This window comes from Mycobacterium paraintracellulare (assembly GCF_000276825.1).
Taxonomy (GTDB): Bacteria; Actinomycetota; Actinomycetes; order Mycobacteriales; family Mycobacteriaceae; genus Mycobacterium; species Mycobacterium intracellulare.
The window spans coordinates 3,208,548-3,228,546 of the sequence record NC_016948.1 but is presented as its reverse complement, the minus strand read 5'-3'; the positions used below and the strand labels follow the sequence as shown (position 1 = coordinate 3,228,546).

General features: G+C 67.6%; 17 protein-coding genes. 9 read left to right on the top strand and 8 right to left on the bottom strand.

The genetic code is table 11. The features are described 5' to 3' along the window. Positions 1-15 precede the first annotated feature (15 nt). Both OCQ_RS14810 and OCQ_RS14805 read left to right on the top strand, forming a co-directional pair. Positions 16-750: a hypothetical protein gene (locus OCQ_RS14810; protein ID WP_014385101.1), complete on the top strand. Its 735-nt coding sequence runs from the start codon at positions 16-18 to the stop codon at positions 748-750. An 83-nt stretch (positions 751-833) separates the two neighbouring features. Continuing rightward, positions 834-1,436 (top strand): class I SAM-dependent methyltransferase, encoded by a 603-nt coding sequence (locus OCQ_RS14805; protein WP_009954197.1) that lies wholly within the window; start codon positions 834-836, stop codon positions 1,434-1,436. A 38-nt stretch (positions 1,437-1,474) separates the two neighbouring features. Here the strand turns inward: OCQ_RS14805 and OCQ_RS14800 are convergent, their stop codons facing one another. Next, positions 1,475-3,340, bottom strand: a complete 1,866-nt coding sequence (locus OCQ_RS14800) for a putative bifunctional diguanylate cyclase/phosphodiesterase (protein WP_009954196.1) — start codon at positions 3,338-3,340, stop codon at positions 1,475-1,477. Between the two features lie 139 nt (positions 3,341-3,479). After that, positions 3,480-4,850, bottom strand: a complete 1,371-nt coding sequence (locus OCQ_RS14795) for a cytochrome P450 (protein ID WP_009954195.1) — start codon at positions 4,848-4,850, stop codon at positions 3,480-3,482. Between the two features lie 273 nt (positions 4,851-5,123). On the opposite strand from OCQ_RS14795, the gene OCQ_RS14790 reads away from it, so the two are divergent. Then, on the top strand, positions 5,124-5,966 hold the full coding sequence (locus OCQ_RS14790) for a class I SAM-dependent methyltransferase (RefSeq protein WP_225324252.1): 843 nt from the start codon (positions 5,124-5,126) through the stop codon (positions 5,964-5,966). A gap of 40 nt (positions 5,967-6,006) precedes the next feature. Here the strand turns inward: OCQ_RS14790 and OCQ_RS14785 are convergent, their stop codons facing one another. From OCQ_RS14785 to lysX, 5 genes are all read right to left on the bottom strand, one after another. Continuing rightward, positions 6,007-8,139: an Rv1355c family protein gene (locus OCQ_RS14785; RefSeq protein WP_014380337.1), complete on the bottom strand. Its 2,133-nt coding sequence runs from the start codon at positions 8,137-8,139 to the stop codon at positions 6,007-6,009. A gap of 60 nt (positions 8,140-8,199) precedes the next feature. Then, on the bottom strand, positions 8,200-8,865 hold the full coding sequence (locus OCQ_RS14780) for a TetR/AcrR family transcriptional regulator (protein WP_014380336.1): 666 nt from the start codon (positions 8,863-8,865) through the stop codon (positions 8,200-8,202). A gap of 135 nt (positions 8,866-9,000) precedes the next feature. Further along, positions 9,001-9,420: a DUF6653 family protein gene (locus OCQ_RS14775; protein ID WP_026071355.1), complete on the bottom strand. Its 420-nt coding sequence runs from the start codon at positions 9,418-9,420 to the stop codon at positions 9,001-9,003. A gap of 4 nt (positions 9,421-9,424) precedes the next feature. Further along, a complete protein-coding gene (locus OCQ_RS14770) occupies positions 9,425-10,903 on the bottom strand; it encodes an alpha/beta hydrolase (RefSeq protein ID WP_179960078.1) in 1,479 nt (492 codons plus the stop codon). 77 nt (positions 10,904-10,980) lie between these two features. Continuing rightward, positions 10,981-14,334: a bifunctional lysylphosphatidylglycerol synthetase/lysine--tRNA ligase LysX gene (gene lysX, locus OCQ_RS14765; protein WP_372457224.1), complete on the bottom strand. Its 3,354-nt coding sequence runs from the start codon at positions 14,332-14,334 to the stop codon at positions 10,981-10,983. A 460-nt stretch (positions 14,335-14,794) separates the two neighbouring features. On the opposite strand from lysX, the gene infC reads away from it, so the two are divergent. From infC to OCQ_RS14745, 4 genes are all read left to right on the top strand, one after another. Then, positions 14,795-15,400: a translation initiation factor IF-3 gene (infC, locus tag OCQ_RS14760; RefSeq protein WP_026071357.1), complete on the top strand. Its 606-nt coding sequence runs from the start codon at positions 14,795-14,797 to the stop codon at positions 15,398-15,400. Positions 15,401-15,450: 50 nt separating this feature from the next. Beyond that, positions 15,451-15,645, top strand: a complete 195-nt coding sequence (gene rpmI, locus OCQ_RS14755; RefSeq protein ID WP_008257635.1) for a 50S ribosomal protein L35 — start codon at positions 15,451-15,453, stop codon at positions 15,643-15,645. 88 nt (positions 15,646-15,733) lie between these two features. Beyond that, positions 15,734-16,129, top strand: coding sequence for a 50S ribosomal protein L20 (gene rplT / locus OCQ_RS14750; protein ID WP_008257634.1), 396 nt, complete (start codon positions 15,734-15,736; stop codon positions 16,127-16,129). A 30-nt stretch (positions 16,130-16,159) separates the two neighbouring features. Further along, positions 16,160-16,951, top strand: coding sequence for a TrmH family RNA methyltransferase (locus OCQ_RS14745; protein ID WP_085978378.1), 792 nt, complete (start codon positions 16,160-16,162; stop codon positions 16,949-16,951). Here OCQ_RS14745 and OCQ_RS14740 read toward each other — a convergent pair. Further along, entirely contained in the window at positions 16,938-18,005 is a 1,068-nt protein-coding gene (locus OCQ_RS14740) for an oxygenase MpaB family protein (protein WP_008257632.1), read from the bottom strand. The genes OCQ_RS14745 and OCQ_RS14740 overlap by 14 nt on opposite strands. A 201-nt stretch (positions 18,006-18,206) precedes the next feature. Here OCQ_RS14740 and OCQ_RS14735 point away from each other — a divergent pair, with 201 nt between their 5' ends. Together OCQ_RS14735 and OCQ_RS14730 are read left to right on the top strand one after the other, a co-directional pair. Next, positions 18,207-19,127 (top strand): adenylate/guanylate cyclase domain-containing protein, encoded by a 921-nt coding sequence (locus tag OCQ_RS14735; RefSeq protein WP_014380329.1) that lies wholly within the window; start codon positions 18,207-18,209, stop codon positions 19,125-19,127. A 9-nt stretch (positions 19,128-19,136) separates the two neighbouring features. Beyond that, complete coding sequence (locus OCQ_RS14730) at positions 19,137-19,955, top strand: rhomboid-like protein (RefSeq protein WP_020188598.1); 819 nt, start codon at positions 19,137-19,139, stop codon at positions 19,953-19,955. The last annotated feature ends 44 nt before the right edge of the window (positions 19,956-19,999 follow it).

The following is a 19,999-nucleotide window of genomic DNA, read 5'->3' as shown; positions in this document are numbered from 1 at the left end:
GGTGGAGGCAAACCCATGGAAGCGGCTCAGCTCGAAGCAAGAGTGTTTGATGCCCCGCGGTCGGACGTTCGGTCCGGCTGGCGCGATCACGCGACGGGATGTTGGGTCGTCGCGTCCACGCCGAGGGGGGAGCCCGATCTGTGGAATCAATACCTGGAAGGCGCAGCGCACAGCTATCGCAGGCACGGCTTGGATTGGGTGCTCGACGTGGACGCGATTTCGGACGGCGCGGACACGGCGCTGTTCTTCGCGGCCCTTGACCCGGAGGGGCGCGTGGTCGGGGGCACGCGCGTCGTGGGGCCGTTGCGCTCGCCCGAGGACTCCCACGCTCTGGTGGAGTGGAAAGGCAATCCCGGCCTTTCCCTGCTGCGTCATATGATCGCCAACCGGCTTCCGTTCGGCGTCGTGGAGGTGAAAAGCGCCTGGGCCAATTCCCGCGAATATGGCAATCAGTCGCTTTCCCGAGTATTGGCCCGCACGGCCCTGCCGACGATGACGCTGCTGGGTGCTCAATTTGTGATGGCTACCGCGGCGGCCCATGTGCTGGAGCAGTGGCAATCCTCCGGGGGCGTCGTGGCCGCACGCGTTCCGGCGGCCGCCTATCCGAATGAAAACTATCGAACCAAAGTGATGTGGTGGGACCGTCGCACCCTTTCCGCTCATGCCGAGCCGGCGCAATTCAAGCTGATGTGCGCCGAGAACGCCGAAATCCTCAGCCGCTTTTCGGCATTGGAAGAAATCACGTGTTGATGGCACGGTCCCGGTTGGCCGCGAAAGTGGTAAACCGGGAAGGTGGTGTCGGGCCGGTTGCCGCGGATGCCATCATTGCGGCTATGGCATCTCGACACACGCGATTTCGGTTCTTCTACCGCGTCGGCTTCACGCCGTGGGAAGGACACCCGATCGGGCAGGGGCTGCGGGATCTGGTCGAGGGAACTGGTGACACGCCGGCGCTGCCCAAGGGGCGGGCTCTCGACGTGGGATGCGGCACCGGGGACTGCGCCATCTATCTCGCCCAGCAGGGCTGGCAGGTCACCGGGGTCGATTACGTCGCGAAACCGCTTGAAAAGGCGCGGGCGAAAGCGGGCAAAGCCGATGTCTCCATCAATTTTGTTCGTGCCGATGTGACGCAGCTGAGTCAGTCCGGGATCGGGACTGGCTTCCAGTTGATCGTCGACAACGGTTGCATCCACAACATGAGTGGCGGCGACCGTGAGGCGTACGTCCGGGAAGTCAGCGCCGTGGCGGCGCCCGACGCGCGGCTGTTCATCGCCGCGTTCCCTCCCGGCGGCCGGTTCGGCGTGCCGGGGATCGATCACCCCGAGATCGAACGACGTTTCACTCCCGGCTGGACGCTGTTATTCAGCGGCGACGAGCAGGAACTCGACGACAGGAAGACCCCGGCGTATTACTACCTGTTCCAACGTCGCGCCTGAGTGCCCGACCGTCTCCCGTGCTGCACTTTCTGGCGGATCTAAACCGCGTTTCCCGTTCCAGGAAACCGCGTGCTGGAGAAGTTCATCGGGATGACGCGTTTGGCCAGGAGTGATTCCATCGCCGCGCTGTCGATGGGGCGGGACAGCAAAAAGCCTTGCGCGCGATGGCAGCCCAGGCTGAGCAGCCTTTCGGCCGCGGCCACGGTTTCCACCCCTTCGGCCACGACATCGAGCCCGAAGGCGTCGGCCAGGGCCATCGTCGAGCGCACGATCGCCAGATCTCCGGCGTTGGTGTCGAGATTCTGGACGAAACCCTTGTCGATCTTGAGTGAATCGACGGGAAGAGATTTCAGATATGTCAACACGCTGTAGCCGGTGCCGAAGTCATCGATCGCGATCTGTACGCCAACATCCTTCAACCCGAACAACGTCTGACGTGTCGCGTCGATGTCTTGGACCACAACGCTTTCGGTGATCTCCAGACATACGGTGCTGGGATCAAGACCGAACTCGTCGAGGGTGGCGGCGACCGTGTCAACGATACCGGCCGTGACGAGCTGCACGGGAGATACGTTGATTCGCAGCACCGTGCCCTTGCCGACACCGTGCGAGCGCCATAGTCCGAATTGCGCACACGCGGAGCGCATGACGAGGCGGCCGAGCTTGGCGCCGAGGTTGATCGATTCCACGACCTGGATGAACGAATCAGGCATCAACAGGCCCAGAGTTGGGTGTTGCCAACGGATTAGCGCCTCGGTGCCGAGAATCTCGCCGGTACGCATGTCGAATTCCGGAAGGTAGTGGAGGACCAGCGCACCGCCACCGCCCTCGATCATCCCTTCCAGATGCAGCTCGATGTCGTTGCGGATCATGTCCGTTGTAGACATCTCCGGGCGGAAGGTTGCGACGTTGTTGCCGCCGGAGGCCTTGGCCGACCGGGTGGCCTGGTCGACCCGCCGTAGCAGGTCTGACGTGGTCTCGTCCCCGGGTAGGCCTGCCGCGACGCCGATACTTACGGTGCGACTGAGCATTTCGCCGTCGATGGGGATCTGTTGGTGAACCCGACCGTGCAATGAGTGTGCGAACGCTTCGGCGGCCTCGACGTCCATGGCCGCGGACGGCACGACGCCGAACTCGTCGCCGCCGAAGCGGGCGATGACGGAGGGAACGCGGGTGGCCTCACGTAGTAGCGCGGCGAAGGACTCGATGAATCGGTCGCCGGCGTCTTGGCCGAGGCGACTGTTGATGACCTTGAAGCGGTCGATGGCGAGGAACACGACCGACACCGGGCCGGGCTGTCCCTTCGCCAGCCGGTCGTCGAGGTGTGCGATGAGCGCCCTTCGGTTCAGCAGCCCGGTGAGTTCATCGTGCTCGGCGAGGTAGTGAATTTGCTGTTCGGCGACGACGCGGGCTTGCAGCTGCGCAAAAAGCGCGGCGATCGCCTGTAGCGCATTGAGTTCTTCGGGTAGCCATTCGCGGTCTCCGAGTTTGCCGAAGGCGAGTGTGCCGGTGGTGACGTCGCCGGACAGCAGCGGAACGGCGGCCAGCGAGACGGCGGGAACTCCGGTGCCCGCTTCGATGCGGTTCTGATAGTCGGCGTTCTCCGGCTCGGGGCGGACCACCTCGGGCACCTTGAGGTGTTCGGTGCGCGCGAAGATGGAGTCGGCGTCGGCGAAATACACCAACCCGATCGGGTCGGGGTCGGCGTTACGCGGCGGGAATTCGGCGATGAGGATGGTCGCGCGGATGGTGTGATCGTTGTGGCGCAGGAAGCTGAAGTCCACCCCCAGGTCGCGAACCAGGTTGCCGAGCACGCGTTCGCTGATTGAGGCGGAGTCCGCCGCGGTGGCCGCCATCAACTCGGCGGCGGCAGCGGTGACCAGGTGGTCCAGTGTGCCCGACATTGCCCTAACGGTAGCGGTAACCGGTGCGCCGCGTTTGGCATTGCCTAGTGCGTCTAGCAATGATTCGCTCACGTTGACGCCCGAGTGTGATCGGGGTCGCGTGGACTCGGTAGCGACGGGGAAGGCGCGGCGGGCTGGGTTAGCGGCGCGGTCGGACGCGCGCGCGGATCGGACCGCCGGCGATCATGGTGAAGTGCAACGCGAGCGGAAATTCGTCGTCGAGTGAGCGAATTTCGACTCCCCGGATGAGTGTCGCCAAGGCGAGTGTGACTTCGAGCATGGCGAAATGGTCGCCGATGCACGAGCGGGGGCCGCCGCCGAAGGGCACGTATTGCCACCGATCGAGAGCCTTGAAGTTCTCCGGGCTGAATCGTTCCGGGTCGAATCGAAGCGGGTCGTCCCAAAGCTGCGGGTCGCGTTGTACGGCCATTCGCCCCACGATGAGCATCGTGCCCTTGGGCACCCGGTAGCCGCCGACTTGGACGTCGCGGGATGCCATGCGTGTCCCCGTAGGCGCCGGGGGGCACAGGCGCAACGATTCCCGTATGACCTGCACCGTGTAGCCGAGCTGTGGAATGTCGTCGGACGTCAGCGGCCGATCCGGCAGGGCCGCGACTTCCGCGGCCACGCGGTTCTGGCAATCGGTGTGGTGTCCCAGAGACCACAGCGCATACGTCAACGCGGTCGTCGTGGTGTCGTGGCCGGCGAAGAGGAACATGACGAGCTCGTCGCAAATCTCGTCATCGGACAACCGTTTTCCGGTTTCTGGATCCTCGGCGGCGAGCAGGGCATGGACCAGGGGCGCGACTCGTGTCGGATCGGCGCGACAGTCCCGCAGGATCTCCCGTGTCAGCGCGTGAAGTTTGGCGCTCGCCGCTCGCGCGCGATGACGCGCGGGTGTGGGCAACCAGCGCGGCGCACGGAGTGGGCGCGTCGCGCGCCTGACCGCGTAGGCCAACGCGATTCGCAGTGGCTCGACGACCTCGTCGGCCCGTTGTTCCAGGTCGAGCCCGAGCACCGATCGGCCCAGCGCGCGCAACGTGATCGTGCGGCATTCGGCGTCCAAATCGATCAGGGCGTCCTCGTGCCAGCTTTCGCTCACCGATTGCGCCGCCTGCTCCATGTGGCCGCCGAACTCGCTCACCCGCTGCTTGGTGAACACCGGCTGTAGGGTGCGCCGGCGTGGCTTCCATTGCTCGAAGGGAAGATCGGTGAGGCTGGCGCCGATGACGCGGCGCACTTGGTCGAAGACCGGGGTGGTCTTGTCCACGGAATCGTCTTTGGTGCTGAGGATGTCGCGGATGGCCTCCGGAGACGTCGCCAACACCATCGGGGGCATCAGCCATCGCGGCCCTAACTTGAACGACGTCACCCGCCCGCCGGCGTCACGCAGCCGTTCGGTTCCCGTGCTGAATTCCCGTACCGCCGCGAGGCGCTGACGGTAAGGCATCGGATTCACCGGCGGCAGGGGCAGGCATTCGATGCCGTCACTTGCAAGGGCCTGAACCACGCCTACCTCCTGCGGAAATGCTGTTGCCTACGCCGGTCGAACGACCGCGCAGGCCGAAAGCTTGCCGGCCCCCGCTGACCGGACAAGTATTCCAGGACGTCCGTTTCGACGCAGCGAAATTCAACGGGACGCCGGTGCAGACTGCGCGGACAGGTTAATAATCATTTGCGACACTTCGGCCGGGTAGCTGACTGCCGCCAGAGCCTGACGAGAAATCGATCATGCGGACCCCATGAAAGGTTGAGGGTGAAGAGAATTCGGCCGCTGTGGCGAATGCCTGGGATCGTTTTGCGTGAGCGGTCGCATCCGCCGGGGCGGGAGCGCATTCCTGAGCCGATGGTGGTGGACGATCCGGAGTCCGTCGCACAGTTCCACACCGGTGGCGCATCCAACCCCGGCATGTGCGCGGTGTACGACTTGTGCGCTCGCGCGCTTGATGCGCTGCTGCCTCCAGGCGGCCGCCTGCTGGATCTCGGCGTCGGCTCCGGTCGTGCGTTGAGCGCCGTCCTGCGCCGACGACCCGACGTTCGGGCCACAGCCGTCGATCTCGCCCCCAACATGCTGTCCACGGCGCGGGCGCTGTTCGACGCCGAAGGGATCGGAGAACGTGTCGAACTGCGTCGGGAGGACATCACCGCGTTGCCGGAGCGGGTTTCAACGGCCCCGTGGGACGCCGTCTCGTGCATGTGGACCTTGCATCAGCTACCCGATTTCGACACCTTGCGCGGCGCCCTTCGACAGATCGAAGCGATCCAACGCCGCAGTGGGGCCGCAGTGTGGATTTCCGATTTTCAGCGACTCCGGGACCCGGCGGCCGCCCCCAGCATGCTGGCGATCGCCGACCCCGACTCGCCGGCCGTCCTGCGCCAAGACGCCATTGCGAGCGAGGCGGCGGCGTTCACCATCGCGGAACTGTCGAATGAGCTTGCCGCAGCGGGTCTGCAAGCAATGCACCGCGGTCATTCGACACCGGTGCCCTACCTGCAGGCGTACTGGATGTACGGGGCGCGCGGCGGACCGAGCGCGCTGACCGGCGCGCGGGACCCTCGGCTGAGTCGTCAAGCCCGCCGCGAGTCGGCTTTGTTGCGATGGGGATTCACGGCGAAACCGTTCTGAGGTCCGATGGCCCCGGCGCGCTCGTCGCACGACGGGCGCATCACGGGCGCCCCGAACGGACCCGGCTCGGGCTGCGGCGACTGGACACCGACGGTGGCGGCGCGGAGGCCAAGCGCAAGACCAGCACGATCGATTCCTCGGGATCGGTCGCGATCAGGCGCGCAAATCCGTCTTGTAATCGGGCTAATTCGTCGCCGAAAGCGGCCGATAACTCATTGAGATCAGCAGCATTCCGCGCATGCAGAAAGACCGGCGACAGCGGCCTGACGGCGAGGCCTTCGCGCTGGGCAACGATCCATACCGCCTCGACCGCCGACCCGCCGCGGGCGTAGTCACGGAGGCGCCCCCCGGTCACGGTGAGCACGGCCAGGGCGGAGCCGGCGAGGACTTCGTCGCGCATCCCGTCGCCCAGCGCGCTGCCGGCGTCCCATTCCGCAAGATAAGCCATGACGTCGGCCCGGCGCACGATATCCATCAGCGCCAAGTCGCTGGCGTCGAGTTCGAGCGAGCGCACGTCGATACCGGTGTCGGGGTCGGGGTCTCCGGGCCAGCGCAGTTCCGAGACCATCTCCGCGTGCAGATGCGGCGTCAAGTACCGGATGCGGTCGGCCGCGCCGAAAATCGTTGCGGCCCGCGAAAGCTCGTCTCGCCCGGTGAGCAGGTGCAGGCGTGCGCCCTCCCGCTCGGCCGTGACGGTGAGTAACTTGGTCGTCTGATCGTCGAGCGGTTGAGGTGTGCCGCGATGCCGGTTGGTCTCCCGCACGATCATCGGTTCATAGAGATCGGCCAGGGCCGGGTCGCTGCCGGTTCCAAAGTGCATGGTGGCCCGCAGCGGAGACCCGGCGCCGTCTTCGGATACGGTCACCGGGCCGAGCACCCCGCGGGCGGCGGCGGCGATTCTGACGTTGTACAGCGCCGCGCCCACCGCGACGGCGCTGCCGCGGAAGCCCACGTCCATCGTCGAAGTATGTTCTGTGGCAATACTTATGGTGAGCTCGGTCGGTTGCGCGTCGATGCGCCACGGCTGACTGTTTCCGCCCGAGGGGGCGCGCATGGCGGCGGCGACAATCGTGTCGTCGACCGCGGGGGCCGCCGGGTCGTCTCCCTGGTCGTTGTCACGCGCAGGGCGATGCTGGGCCGCGTCGACCTCGCGCAGCTGGTCGAGCGCCCAGCCTGTGTCGATGCGGCACCGGCCGGATCGAAGCTGTTCGCCCAGTCCGATTCTGCGGACGGCCTCGGCCAGGGCCGAGGCGCCCACAATGACATCGGATGCCAGCTGCGGCCACGTCGACAGCGACCGGTCGATCTCGATGAGCGATGCGGCGGTGCGCGGCGAGATGTGCTCGGCTTCGTCGTAACGCAGCATGTGAGGGAGCTTGTCCCGGGTACTCATGCCTGCCACCAGCTCGACGTCGAGCCCGTCCAGCAATCCGTGCATGATCGGGCGTTCGGGATGTTGATCGAAGCGTTCAACATCGACCCGCCCCCGGTCGCTGGTCGCCATCAACACGGGGATACGCCTGTCACGGGCCGCCAGCCGCAAGGCGACCTTCATGTCGAGCGAATCGCATTCTTCGACGGCGATGTCCAGTCCATCCAAGAACGCATCGATGGTGTCTGCGGTGATTCCGGTGTCGAGCACATCCACCGCCAGGTAGGGATCGAGCTCGGCGATCCTGCGCGCCGCCACCTGAGCTTTGTTCAACCCGAGGTCGAACACAGTGGCCGGCACCCGATTCAGATTCGATAGTTCCAAATGATCGAAATCCGCCAGGCGAAGCCGGCCACACAATCCCTGGACCGCCAGGGTGTGCGCGATGACATGCCCGACGCTCAGGCCGGCGACGCCAATGGTCAGCGAGCTGAGCCTGGCCTGTTCCGCAATGGTGATGTTGTTCCTGTTGCGATCAAGTCGTAACGCCCGAAACCCCCGCGGCCCCAACACCGCAACGACGGCGCGCCGCCACGGGTAGTACGCCCACCGGGTTCCCTCGCCGAGGAGGGTCGAATCCGGTGGCGGGTGGAGGCCGCGCAGATTGGCCAGCTGCGCGTCGAGCCGGTCGACGACCTCGACGGTGGGATCGGTTCGAAGTCGGTCCAGTACCAGACGATCGCCGGGCTCTTCGGGGTCGAGAATTTGTGCGCTATGCGCGGTTACCGTGCGCTCGTCCATGGTGTTTCGTGTATAGCACCTGACCGGCGTGCCGGCCGTCTTAACGCTGCGTTTGGCCGCTCACCGGGCGATGACGTCCTTGTCCTGCAGCTCGGTTTCCTCGGCGAATTGCCCGCGCCGTATCAGGCTCGTGACCGCGGCGTCCCACCGTCGCAGCTGTGGCGCGCTGAAGAACGACTCACCCAGGTAAAGCTCGATGTAGGGATGCAGAATGATGGCGCCAATGCGCAGGATGAGCGGGTTGAGCACCCCCCAATCGGGATCGAGGTCGGGCCGAAGCTTGCCCTGTTGCCCGAACTGATCACCCTGCCCCGCGCTGATACCCACCAGACCGGTGAAGATGACCGAACCCAATGCGCCACCCTCGGCGAGCGCACGCCCGAGGTAGGACATCACATCGGGACGTTCGACCATCAGCGCGGTCAGCCGCCGCCCTGCCTCGTTGAGATTGTCGGACGGCGGTTCGGGCAGCGTAGCGGGTTCCAATGCCTCACTCACCGTTTGCAGGACGTATTGATCGACGGCGGCGCTCAGCGCGGCCTTGGTGCGAAAGTGGTGCTGTACCAGCCCAATCGAAACGTCCGCGGTCTCGGCGACCGCGCGCAACGTCGTGGCGGCGATGCCGCGAACGGCAAAGCAGCTCAGCGCGGCGTCGCGAATCCGCTCCTTGGGCGAAGGGTCTGCTGGAGGGGGCGGGTCGTACGGAAACAGCCGGGTGGGTCCCACGGCCGGACAATACACCCGCATCGCCTCACGATACGGAGGTATCGGATAACCATACCTGCGTATCGTCACCGCGCTTACGTGGCGGCTGCCGTCCTCGGCGACGAACGGTGTTCTCGCCCACAAGGTCCCGTGAGGCTACCGCGCCCGCCGCTCGAGATACCGGACCATCTGCTGCCAGTACACCAGGGTCAGCGCCATCTGCACGGCGACCGCGATCAGCGCCGGCCGCAGCCGGTGGCGGCGGGCGGCGAGCACCGCGCCCAACGCGGCGGCCGACGTCGCCGCGCTGACCAACGCCGCCGCATCGCGGGGGCGACGACTGATCCACAGCTCCTCGCCCAGCATCGCCCGCGTCGACCATGCGCGGTGATGGGCGGGCTTGCCGAAAACGAACGGGTTCGCGGCCAGCCACAGCGCGATCCACGCCGCGTGGCTCCACCGCCGCGTCCACGGCGGCACCAGGATCAACGGCGTGCTCGCCCACCGGCTCCACGCGCTCCACGGATGGCAGTGCCGCGCGAAGACCGCACGCCGAACGCGCGCAACGGATACCACCGAGCTACCGCATCGCGGTCTTGGAACGTTCGGCCGGAACGACGACCGGGGCGCCGGCGGCCGGGGCGGAGGGCAACGGCGTCCGCGAAATGCCCGGGGTGCCCAGCGCTCCGGCCAGCCAGGGCAGCGCGGCGGCGAACACGCGGTCCGCGAACGGCCAATCGTGCCGGCCGGGCTGCGGAACGACGGCGCAGTCGATTCCGTTGGCGCGGCCGAGCGCGCACAGCGAATAGGCGGCCGCGGTCTGATTGGCGGGGTTGGCGGCCGCCTCGCGTCCGGCCAGACGGATGGCGCCGCTGTCGGTCAATGTGATGTCCCGGCGCGCCGTCGGCGGACCGTCCGACGAAATCGCGAACCAGCCGGCGACGTCGCGGTACGGCCCATGCCGGGTGATCACCGTGGACGGATCGAAAGCCGCCCAGGCATCGGCGTTTCCGCCGAACAGCCGGGTGATGGTCTGGGCCTTGTTGCCGGCATTGGGGAAGAAGTCGCCGGCGACGTCGACGAACGCGCTGAACATATCGGGATGCATGACGGTCAAGTCCACGGCGCAGGTCCCGCCCATGGACCAGCCCGCCACACCCCAGTTGGACCGCAGCGGGCTGACACCGAACGCCGAAACCATATAGGGCACGACGTCTTTGGTGAGGTGGTCGGCGGCGTTGCCCCGAACCCCGTTGACGCATTCGGTGTCGTTGTTGAAGGCGCCGCCGGAGTCCACGAACACGAACACCGGCGCCTTGCCGTCGTGCGCGGCCGCGAAGTCATCGATCGTCTTGACCGCGTTGCCCGCACGGGTCCAGTCCGCCGGCGTGTTGAACTGCCCGCCGATCATCATCACGGTCGGCAACGGCGGCGGCGGGGACGTGGCGAACCATTCGGGCGGCAGGTACACGAGCTCGCCACGGTGTTTGAAGTGCGACCCGTCCGAGGGGATCGCGACGGGCACCACGGTGCCGTGCGGTGGCCGGGTTCCCTTGGCGGCCATGGCGGTAACGGTCGCCTGGTCGGTCTGATCGGGCAGCGGGCCCGACGTCAGCTGGCTCCACGCGGACTGGACGGTGGGGAAGTAGCCCACCCACAGGTTGAGCACCAGCGCCGCGCTCAGCAAGCACAACGGCACGGCCAGCATCCCCGCGCCGCGCCGCCAGCGGCGCGCGCTGCCCCAGCCCAGCACCAGCACCGCCGCCGCCACGCCCGTCAGCGCGATCCACACCCACAGCGCCGTCGGCGCCGGCTCCTCGGAGAGTCCATGGTCGACGACGTACCAGTGGGTCAGGTAGGCGGCGCCGCCGCCGCTCAGCGCCGCCACCGGCATCCGCACCGCGCGCCAGCGACGCGACCGCCACCCGACCGCCAACGTCAGCACGACGGCGGCCAGCACCTGGATCGTCGTCGGCACCCAGCCATGCATCAGCGAGGTGTGACTAAGGGCCAGGAACTGCGCGGGCGCACCGTTCGTCGAGGCTGTCACGTGAGTCATTGTGATCTATTGTTTACCGGCCCGGAACCTGTTTGCCTAATGTTCGCCCACTACGAGCGCAGTGTTGCTGACCTCGATCAATGGGGTTTGGCCAGCGGGAACGGCAGCGTCTCCCGGATGCTGCGACCCGTTATGAGCATGACGAGGCGATCGACGCCCATCCCGAGTCCGCCGGTGGGCGGCATCGCGTATTCCATCGCCTGCAGGAAGTCTTCGTCGAGCTCCATCGCCTCGGGATCCCCACCCGCGGCCAACAGCGACTGCTCCTGCAGGCGGCGACGCTGTTCCACCGGATCGGTGAGCTCGCTGTAGGCGGTGGCCAGCTCGACACCCCACGCCACCAGGTCCCACCGCTCGGCGACGCCGGGCTCGCTGCGATGCGGGCGGGTCAGTGGCGACACCGACGTCGGGAAGTCGATATAGAACGTCGGCTCCTCGGTCCGGTCCTCGACCAGATGCTCGTACAGCTCCAGCACCACCGCCCCGGCGTCCCAGTGCGCCCGATACGGAATGTGCGCGGCATCCGACAGCTTGCGCAGCGCGGGCAGCGGCGTGGCGGGGTCGATGTGCTCGCCGAGTGCTTCGGAGACGGCGTCGTACACGGTCTTGACCGCCCACACGCCGGAGATGTCGACCGGCTTGAGGCCGCCACCGGTGCCTTGGTCGCGGGGGCGCATGACGGCCTGCTCGCCGTGGGCGGCCTCGGCGGCGTTCTGGATCAGCTCGCGGCACCCGTCGATCCAGACCTTGTAGTCGGCGTGCGCCTGATACGCCTCCAGGAGGGTGAACTCCGGGTTGTGGCTGAAGTCCACGCCCTCGTTGCGGAAGGCCCGGCCCAGCTCGAAGACCCGCTCGACGCCGCCGACGCATAACCGCTTGAGGTAGAGCTCCGGCGCGATCCGCAGGAACAGGTCCATGTCGTAGGTGTTGATGTGCGTGACGAACGGCCGGGCGGTGGCTCCGCCGTGGATCTGCTGCAGGATCGGGGTCTCGACTTCGATGAACCCCTTGTCGAACAGCGTCTGCCGGACCGAGCGCAACACCTCGCTGCGTGCCGTGATCAATTCGCGAGACTCGGGATTGACCGCCAGGTCGACGTAGCGGGTCCGCACCCGGGCCTCCGGATCGGTGAGCCCCTTCCACTTGTTGGGCAACGGCCGCAAGCACTTACCGATCATCCGCCAGTCGCCGACGATCAGCGAGCGGGTTCCCTTCTTGGAAAAGCCCATGTGGCCGGAGACCTCGACCAAGTCGCCAAGATCGATGGCCGCCGTGAAGTCGGCCGTTCGCCCGCGCTGCAACTGCGAATTGTCCAGCAGCACTTGCATTTCCCCCGACCAGTCACGAAGGTGGGCGAATAGCACCCCGCCGTAGTCGCGTATTCGCAGTATCCGGCCGGAGACGGTGATCGTCTCCCGGTCGTCCGTGTCGAGCGCCGCGGCGACGGTGTGACTGGGCGGATGGCCCACCGGATACGCGTCGATGCCCTTGCGCCGCAACACCTTCAACTTGGCCAGGCGCACCCGAACCTGCTCGGGCAGCCGGGATCTCGCCTCTTCCTCGTCGGCCGACTCCTGGCGCCTCTGCAGCCCGCTGACGTCCGGCGCGCTCCCGTCGTGGTGCAGCAGCCCGGACGCGGCCAGCCGGGCGGGGACGGCCGGGTGGTGACCCGTGTGCGGCTTGCGCCGGCCGAACGGCAGGACGAGGAAGCCCTCGGCCAGCGCCGAGGCGACCCCGACCCGCGGGATCAGGCGGGCGTCCTCGTAGCAGGCATACCGCGGCACCCATTCGGGCTGGTACTTCATGTTGGAGCGATACAGCGTCTCCAGCTGCCACCACCGCGAGAAGAACAGCAAAAACCCGCGCCACAGCCGCGCGACGGGGCCGGCGCCCAGTTGGGCACCCTGTTCGAAAGCCGAGCGGAACATCGCGAAGTTCAGTGAAATGCGGGTGATGCCAAGGTTTTCCGCGTTGAGTGCGAGGTCGCTGACCATCAGCTCGATGGTGCCGTTGGGGGACTGGGGCGATCGGCGCATCAGGTCCAGGGAGACGCCGGTGGTTCCCCACGGGACCAGCGACAGCATCGCGACGACGGCGCCGTCCCGGTCCAGGGCCTCGACCAGCAGGCAGTCCCCGTCGGCGGGGTCGCCGAGGCGGCCCAGCGCCATGGAAAACCCGCGCTCGGTTTGGGTGTCGCGCCAGGCGTCGGCGCGGGTGATGGTGTCGGCCATCTCGTCGGCGCCGATGTCGCGGTGCCGCCGGATCCGCACGGTCAGGCCGGCCCGGCGGGCGCGGGTCACGGCCTGTCGGACTCCGCGCATGTCGGGGCCGGACAGCTTGAAGTCGGCGGTCCGCAGGATGGCCTCGTCGCCGAGCTCCAGCGCGTTCAGGCCGGCTTCGCGATATGTCCGCGCCCCCTGGGTGCTGGCGCCCATGACGCCGGGCGCCCAGCCGTAGGTTTGGCACAGACCCAGCCAGGCGTCGGCGGCCTGGGACCACGCCCGGGGATCGCCGATCGGGTCGCCGCTGGCCAGGCAGACGCCGACCTCGACCCGGTAGGTGATGGCGGCGCGCCCGCTCTGGGCGAAAACCACCGACTTGTCGCGGCGGGTGGCGAAGTAGCCCAGGGAGTCGTTCTTGCCGTACAGCTCGAGCAGCCCGCGGATGGCCGATTCGTCCTCGCCGGTGAGCGCGTTCTCCGCGCGCTGAGATTGAAAGAGCACGATCGTCGCCATGATCAGCGCGAGCGCGCCGAACAGACCGAAGATCGCGTTGAGGAACACGTGCGGCCGGCCGGTGAACAGGTCCGGATCGGCGAGCGCGAATCCGACCACCCGGTTGGCCACGTAGGGCAGGCGATCCGGGCGGGCCAGCGTTCCGGGGAACAACTCGACCAGGCCCCAGGACACCAAGATCCCCACCACATCGCCGGCCACCAGCACGCCGGCCGCCTTGACCAGCGCGCCCCGGCGGACCTTGGCCCAGAACTCCCGATAGGCCAACACCAGCAGGACGATCGCGACGATGTGCAGGGCGAACCCGAGATTCTCGCCCAAGATCTCGGCGGCGGTGTTGTCCCCGGCGGCGATATCGGCGGCGTTCAGGCCGGCGGCGAGAATCATGTTGCCCAGCAACAGCAGCCAGGCGATCCGCTTGCGCGCGGTCAGGGCCGCGGCCAACAAGGCCAACACGAACGACCACGCGATGCTGGTGTCGGGGAAGTTGAACAGATAGTCGTTGATGAACTCGCGCGGAACCTTGATCAGGTAACGGATCAGGGGGGACACACTGCCCAGCAGCGACACGGTGGCGATGACACCCACGGTCCATCCGGCCGCCGCGGGCACCCAGCGATACCGCGAGTTCGATCGGCTACGGGGCCCCAAGTGCGGCCCCGAACGGGGGCCTGAACGAGGAGAAGCGAGTGTCACAGACCGCGAGGATATGCCCTCAATCCGTGAAAAGCTTGCCGAAGCGCTAAGAGTGGCGGGCGCGAGTTTGCACGCGTTTTTCGGGGCCGGTCGGTGGCCGGCGCGGCGCCGCCGACCGGCCGAAGTGCTAAAAGGCACCTCAAGGCTGCTAAACTGACGCCTGCGACCATCCCGGCGAACGCCAGGAACAGTTAAGTGGAGTCCCACTCCCACCGCGAACCGACGAGATCCCTGTGCGGATCTGCGGAAGGTTCGACGGTCCGGTCACAGGCAGCGCGTATGCCTGTTCCGCGTCCAGCGCGGGCGGCCCGAGTAGCCCTCGGCCGCGATCGGTCGGCATTGGGCCCTGCTTGTGCAGGGCTTTTTTGCTCGTGGTGTGGTGTTTCCGCCGCTGCTTCCCGACGAACCCAGGCAACGGTCGTCACCGCAGGACATAGAGAAGCCCAACAAGGGAGGCCCCATCAGCACTGAGACCCGCGTCAACGAGCGCATCCGCGTACCTGAAGTCCGATTGATTGGCCCAGGGGGAGAGCAGGTAGGCATAGTGCGCATCGAAGACGCACTGCGCGTCGCTGCGGACGCCGATCTGGACCTTGTCGAAGTTGCCCCGAACGCCAGGCCGCCGGTCTGCAAGATCATGGACTACGGCAAGTTCAAATACGAAGCGGCGCAAAAGGCGCGCGAATCCCGCCGCAACCAGCAGCAGACCGTCGTCAAGGAACAAAAGCTGCGACCCAAGATCGACGATCACGACTACGAGACCAAAAAGGGCCACGTCATCCGCTTCCTGGAGGCGGGATCGAAGGTGAAGGTCACGATCATGTTCCGCGGACGTGAGCAGTCGCGGCCCGAGCTGGGCTATCGGTTGCTGCAGCGCCTGGGCGCGGACGTCGCCGAATACGGTTTCGTGGAGACGTCGGCCAAGCAGGACGGCCGCAACATGACGATGGTGCTGGCGCCGCACCGCGGCGCGAAGACCCGCGCCAGGGCGCGGCACCCCGAAGAGGTGGGGGGCGCAGCGGCACCGGATTCCGACGCCGCCGACGCCGAACCGTCGTCGAACTGACCTAGTCGAACTGACCTAATAACGAGAACCGAGCGAGAACCAGAGGAAACATGCCCAAAGCCAAGACCCATAGCGGGGCGTCAAAGCGCTTCCGGCGCACCGGAACCGGCAAGATCGTCCGGCAGAAGGCCAACCGCCGGCACCTGCTCGAGCACAAGCCGACGAAACGGACCCGGCGGCTCGACGGCCGCACCGTGGTGGCCGCCAACGACGCCCAGCGGATCAATCGGCTGCTGAACGGCTGATCACCACGCCGGCCAGACCCGCATCGCGAGCTGGCACGGCGAACCCATTTATCGACCCACTACGCATGAACGAGAGTAGGAACATCCAATGGCACGCGTGAAGCGGGCGGTCAACGCCCACAAGAAGAGGCGCAGCATTCTCAAGGCCTCGAAGGGCTATCGCGGCCAGCGATCCCGGCTCTACCGCAAAGCCAAAGAGCAGCAGCTGCATTCGCTGCAGTACGCCTATCGCGACCGCCGCGCGCGCAAGGGCGAGTTCCGCAAGCTGTGGATCTCGCGGATCAACGCGGCGGCGCGCGCCAACGACATCACCTACAACCGGCTGATCCAGGGCCTCAAGGCCGCCGGCGTGGAGGTGGACCGCAAGAACCTGGCCGACATCGCGGTCGCGGACCCGGCCGCCTTCACCGCGCTGGTCGACATCGCCCGCGCGGCGCTGCCCGAGGACGTCAACGCCCCCTCGGATTCGGGAGAAGCCGCCTAACCGGCCCGACCGAAGATGCCCGACCGGCAGGTGCTGACCGAACGTTCGGCCAGGGTCGCCGCGGCGGTCAAACTGCATCGCCACGTCGGGCGCCGTCGGGCGGGGCGTTTCCTCGCCGAAGGCCCGAACCTGGTCGAGGCGGCCTCGCGTCGCGGCCTGGTCCGCGACGTCTTTGTCACCGAGGTCGCCGAGCAGCGCCATGCGTCGTTGCTGGCGGGGCTGGACTGCCCGGTCCACCCGGTCACCGAGCGCGCCGCGAAGGCGCTCTCCGACACGGTCACCCCGGCGGGGCTGGTCGCGGTGTGCGACATGCCGGCGACCCGCCTCGACGACGTGCTGGCGGGCGCGCCGCAGCTGCTCGCGGTGGCCGTCGAGATCGGCGAGCCCGGCAATGCCGGCACCCTGATCCGCCTCGCGGACGCGATGGGCGCGGCGGGCGTGATCCTCGGCGGCCACAGCGTCGATCCGTACAACGGCAAATGCCTGCGCGCCTCGGCCGGCAGCATCTTCTGCGTCCCTGTCGTCGTCGCGCCGGACGCCCTCGCCGCCGTGGACGCGGTGCGTGCCGCGGGTCTGCAGGCGCTCGCCACCACCGTGGACGGTGAGCGACGGCTGGACGAGGCCGGCGAACTGCTGGGCAGGCCGACGGCGTGGCTGTTCGGGCCCGAATCCCACGGCCTGCCAAGCGAAATCGCGTCGGCGGCCGACCACCGGCTGCGCATCCCGATGTCCGGCGGCGCCGAGAGCCTGAATGTGGCGTCGGCCGCGGCCATCTGTCTGTACCAGAGCGCGCGGGCCCTGAAGCTGCCTACGCGGCCTTGACCGCGCGCTTCGGGCGGCCCCGCCCGGCGCGCAGGCCGGCCAGCGACAACGTCGTGTGCACCAGCGATCCGGCCCGCTCCAGCAGCGCCCGGGCGGGTTGCAGGGCGGGGTCGAACGGCAACTTGGGCGGCGGCGGGAAGTAGTGCATCGGCAGCCCGCGGCGGTCGCGCGGCGGCGCCATGAACGGCGGGGCCTCGACCAGCGGCGCGTCGCTGGGCAGCCGTCCCTCGGCGCGGCGGTAGGCGGCCAGCGCGCGCGGGTGCAGCCGGATCTCGTCGGGCACCGCCAGGAACGCGAGTTCGACGATCTTGCCGAACAATCGCAGCAACACCTCGTCACCCGGAGTCCAACGCATACCGGCTTTTTCGCGGACCGCGGGCTCGAACAGCCCGGCCGCGATCCAGCGCTGCCCGGCCACCAGCGGTTTGAAGATCTGGTCCCAGATCGGTGTCGGCATCAGCACGAACCTGGGTTTGGGAATGCGGATGTCGAAGATGTCGAGGACCGCCTGGTTGATCTCCAGCTCCTCGCGACCGACCCGCTCCCAGTACTCCTGGAATTCGTCCCACGACCCGGGCACCGGCCGCATGCTCATCCCGTACATCCGGTACCACTGCACGTGCTCGTCGAACAGCTGCCGCTTCTCGGCCTCGGTCAGGCCGCCGCAGAAGTACTCGGCCACCTTGACGATCAGCATGAAAAACGTGGCGTGCGCCCAGTAGAAGGTGTCGGGGTCGAGCGCGTGATAGCGGCGGCCCTCGGCGTCGACGCCCTTGATCGTGCGGTGGTAGCCCTTGATCTGCTGCCCGGTCTGGGCCGCGCGGTCGCCGTCGTAGACCACGCCCATGATCGGGTAGACCGACCGGGCCACCCGCTGCAGCGGCTCGCGCAGCAGGATCGAATGCTCCTCGACGGCGGCGCCCAGTTCGGGGTACATGTTCTGGATCGCACCGATCCACACGCCCATCATTCCGGTGCGCAGATCGCCAAAATACTTCCAGGTCAAAGAATCTGGTCCGAGCGGATCAGCGGGGGTAGTCGATCTGGCAGTCATCGCGGCCTCCTGCACCGATTGGCCTCACGATAACTTTTGACAACGAGTGTTGTCTACGATTTCGGTGATGTGTCCCCGCAGCTGTTATCGAGGTTCCACACCGGTGTGCCGCCACCGTGATCAGGCGGTGAGGTGCGACTTGTGACACACCCGCCGGGGCCGTCGTTGCCTGCCTCTGACGAAACCAAATAACCTGGCCAGGTGGAACTCGCGCGTCGCGATCTGAAGCCGGGCGAGCCCGACGAATCCCGCGCGGCGCACTCCGCTTCGCGGCGCACGCCGCTGTCGGTGCACAACGCGACCCAATGGCTGCACGGCCGCAATCACAGCCCCGGGGCGGTCGCCCTGGTCCGGCGGGCACGCCGGCTGTTGCCGGGGGACCCCGAGTTCGGCGATCCGTTGTCCACGGCCGGCGACGGCGGTCCGCGCGCCGCGGCGCGCGCGGCCGACCGGCTGCTGGGGGACCGCGACGCGGTGTCGCGTGAGGTCAGCCTCGGGGTGCTGCAGGTGTGGCAGGCGCTGACCGAAGGCGTTTCCCGCCGGCCGGCCAATCCGGAGGTGACGTTGGTCTTCACCGACCTGGTCGGGTTTTCGACGTGGTCCCTGCGGGCCGGCGACGACGCGGCGCTGGCGCTGTTGCGTCAGGTGGCGCGGGCCCTCGAGCCGCCGCTGCTCGACGCCGGCGGGCACATCGTCAAACGCATGGGTGACGGACTCATGGCCGTGTTCGGCGATCCGACGGTCGCCGTGCGGGCCGTGTTGGCCGCCAAGGAGGCGGTCGGATCGGTCGAGGTGGAGGGCTACACACCGCGGATGCGCGTGGGGATCCACACCGGACGACCGCAGCGGCTGGCCTCGGATTGGCTCGGCGTGGATGTGAATATCGCCGCACGAGTTATGGAACGGGCCACCAAAGGTGGAATCATGGTGTCGAGTTCAACGTTGGATCTCATACCGCAAAGCGAGTTGGACGCATTGGGCGTCGAGGCCAAGCGGACCCGCAAACCGGTTTTCGGGCCGAAGCCCGCCGGCCTGCCCGCCGATTTGGCGATATATCGCCTCAAGACTTTTAGGGAGTTGTCAGGCTCTGATGACACAGCCGAAACAAAACCGCAGCCATAATGGGTGCCAATGCTAGGGGGCATCGTGTCCCGGCTCGCCCGGGTCCAATTCACCGTGGGGTATGCGGCGCTGCTGCTTGCCATCAGCTGCGCCATCCTGGTGCTCGGCCCGGACGCACATGACGTCATCGTCGCCCGCGCCAGCACCAACCTGCACAACCTGGCCCACGGGCACCTCGGCACGCTGCTGGGCAGCGCGCTGGTCGTCGACGCCGGGCCGCTCTACTTCTGGCTGCCCTTCCTGACCTGCCTGCTGGCGCTGGCGGAGCTGCATTTGCGCACCATCCGGCTGGTGGTGGCGTTTCTCGTCGGCCACATCGGCGCGACGCTGCTGGTGGCCGCCGCCCTGGCCGGGGCGGTCGAATTCGGCTGGCTGCCCGTGTCGATCACCCGGGCGAGCGACGTCGGGATGAGCTACGGCGCGCTGGCGGTGCTCGGCGCGATGACGGCGGTGATCCCGTCGCGCTGGCGGGCCGCCTGGGTCGGCTGGTGGGTGGCGGCGGGCATCGCTTCGGCGATCGTCGGCGGCGACTTCACCGACGCCGGTCACACCGTCGCGGTGATCCTGGGCGTGCTCGTGTCGGCGCGGTTCCGGCAGCCGATCCACTGGACACCGGCGCGGTACCTGATGCTGGCGGCTTCCTCGGGCTTCGGTTTCCTGATGCTGGCCCACCACTGGGGGACCATGGCGGCGACCCCGGTGTTCGGTCTCCTCGGCGCCGTGGTCGCCTACGCGGGGGCGAAGTACGTCACCGGCCGGGGCCTGCCGGTCGCGCCGCTGGACGGCGACGACACGCTGCCCGGTCCGGCGCCGGCCGTCGCCGGCTGAGTCCCGCCGCGCAGTTGCCCAGCGCCCGCCGGGCGCCGCGGATC

Coding starts and splice junctions, on each gene's coding strand:
- OCQ_RS14805 (WP_009954197.1), top strand. CDS start 834: ATGGCATCTCGACACACGCGATTTCGGTTCTTCTACCGCGTCGGCTTC.
- rplT (WP_008257634.1), top strand. CDS start 15,734: ATGGCACGCGTGAAGCGGGCGGTCAACGCCCACAAGAAGAGGCGCAGC.
- OCQ_RS14770 (WP_179960078.1), bottom strand. CDS start 10,903: ATGACTCACGTGACAGCCTCGACGAACGGTGCGCCCGCGCAGTTCCTG.
- OCQ_RS14810 (WP_014385101.1), top strand. CDS start 16: ATGGAAGCGGCTCAGCTCGAAGCAAGAGTGTTTGATGCCCCGCGGTCG.
- OCQ_RS14785 (WP_014380337.1), bottom strand. CDS start 8,139: ATGGACGAGCGCACGGTAACCGCGCATAGCGCACAAATTCTCGACCCC.
- rpmI (WP_008257635.1), top strand. CDS start 15,451: ATGCCCAAAGCCAAGACCCATAGCGGGGCGTCAAAGCGCTTCCGGCGC.
- OCQ_RS14730 (WP_020188598.1), top strand. CDS start 19,137: ATGCTAGGGGGCATCGTGTCCCGGCTCGCCCGGGTCCAATTCACCGTG.
- OCQ_RS14740 (WP_008257632.1), bottom strand. CDS start 18,005: ATGACTGCCAGATCGACTACCCCCGCTGATCCGCTCGGACCAGATTCT.
- OCQ_RS14790 (WP_225324252.1), top strand. CDS start 5,124: ATGCCTGGGATCGTTTTGCGTGAGCGGTCGCATCCGCCGGGGCGGGAG.
- OCQ_RS14800 (WP_009954196.1), bottom strand. CDS start 3,340: ATGTCGGGCACACTGGACCACCTGGTCACCGCTGCCGCCGCCGAGTTG.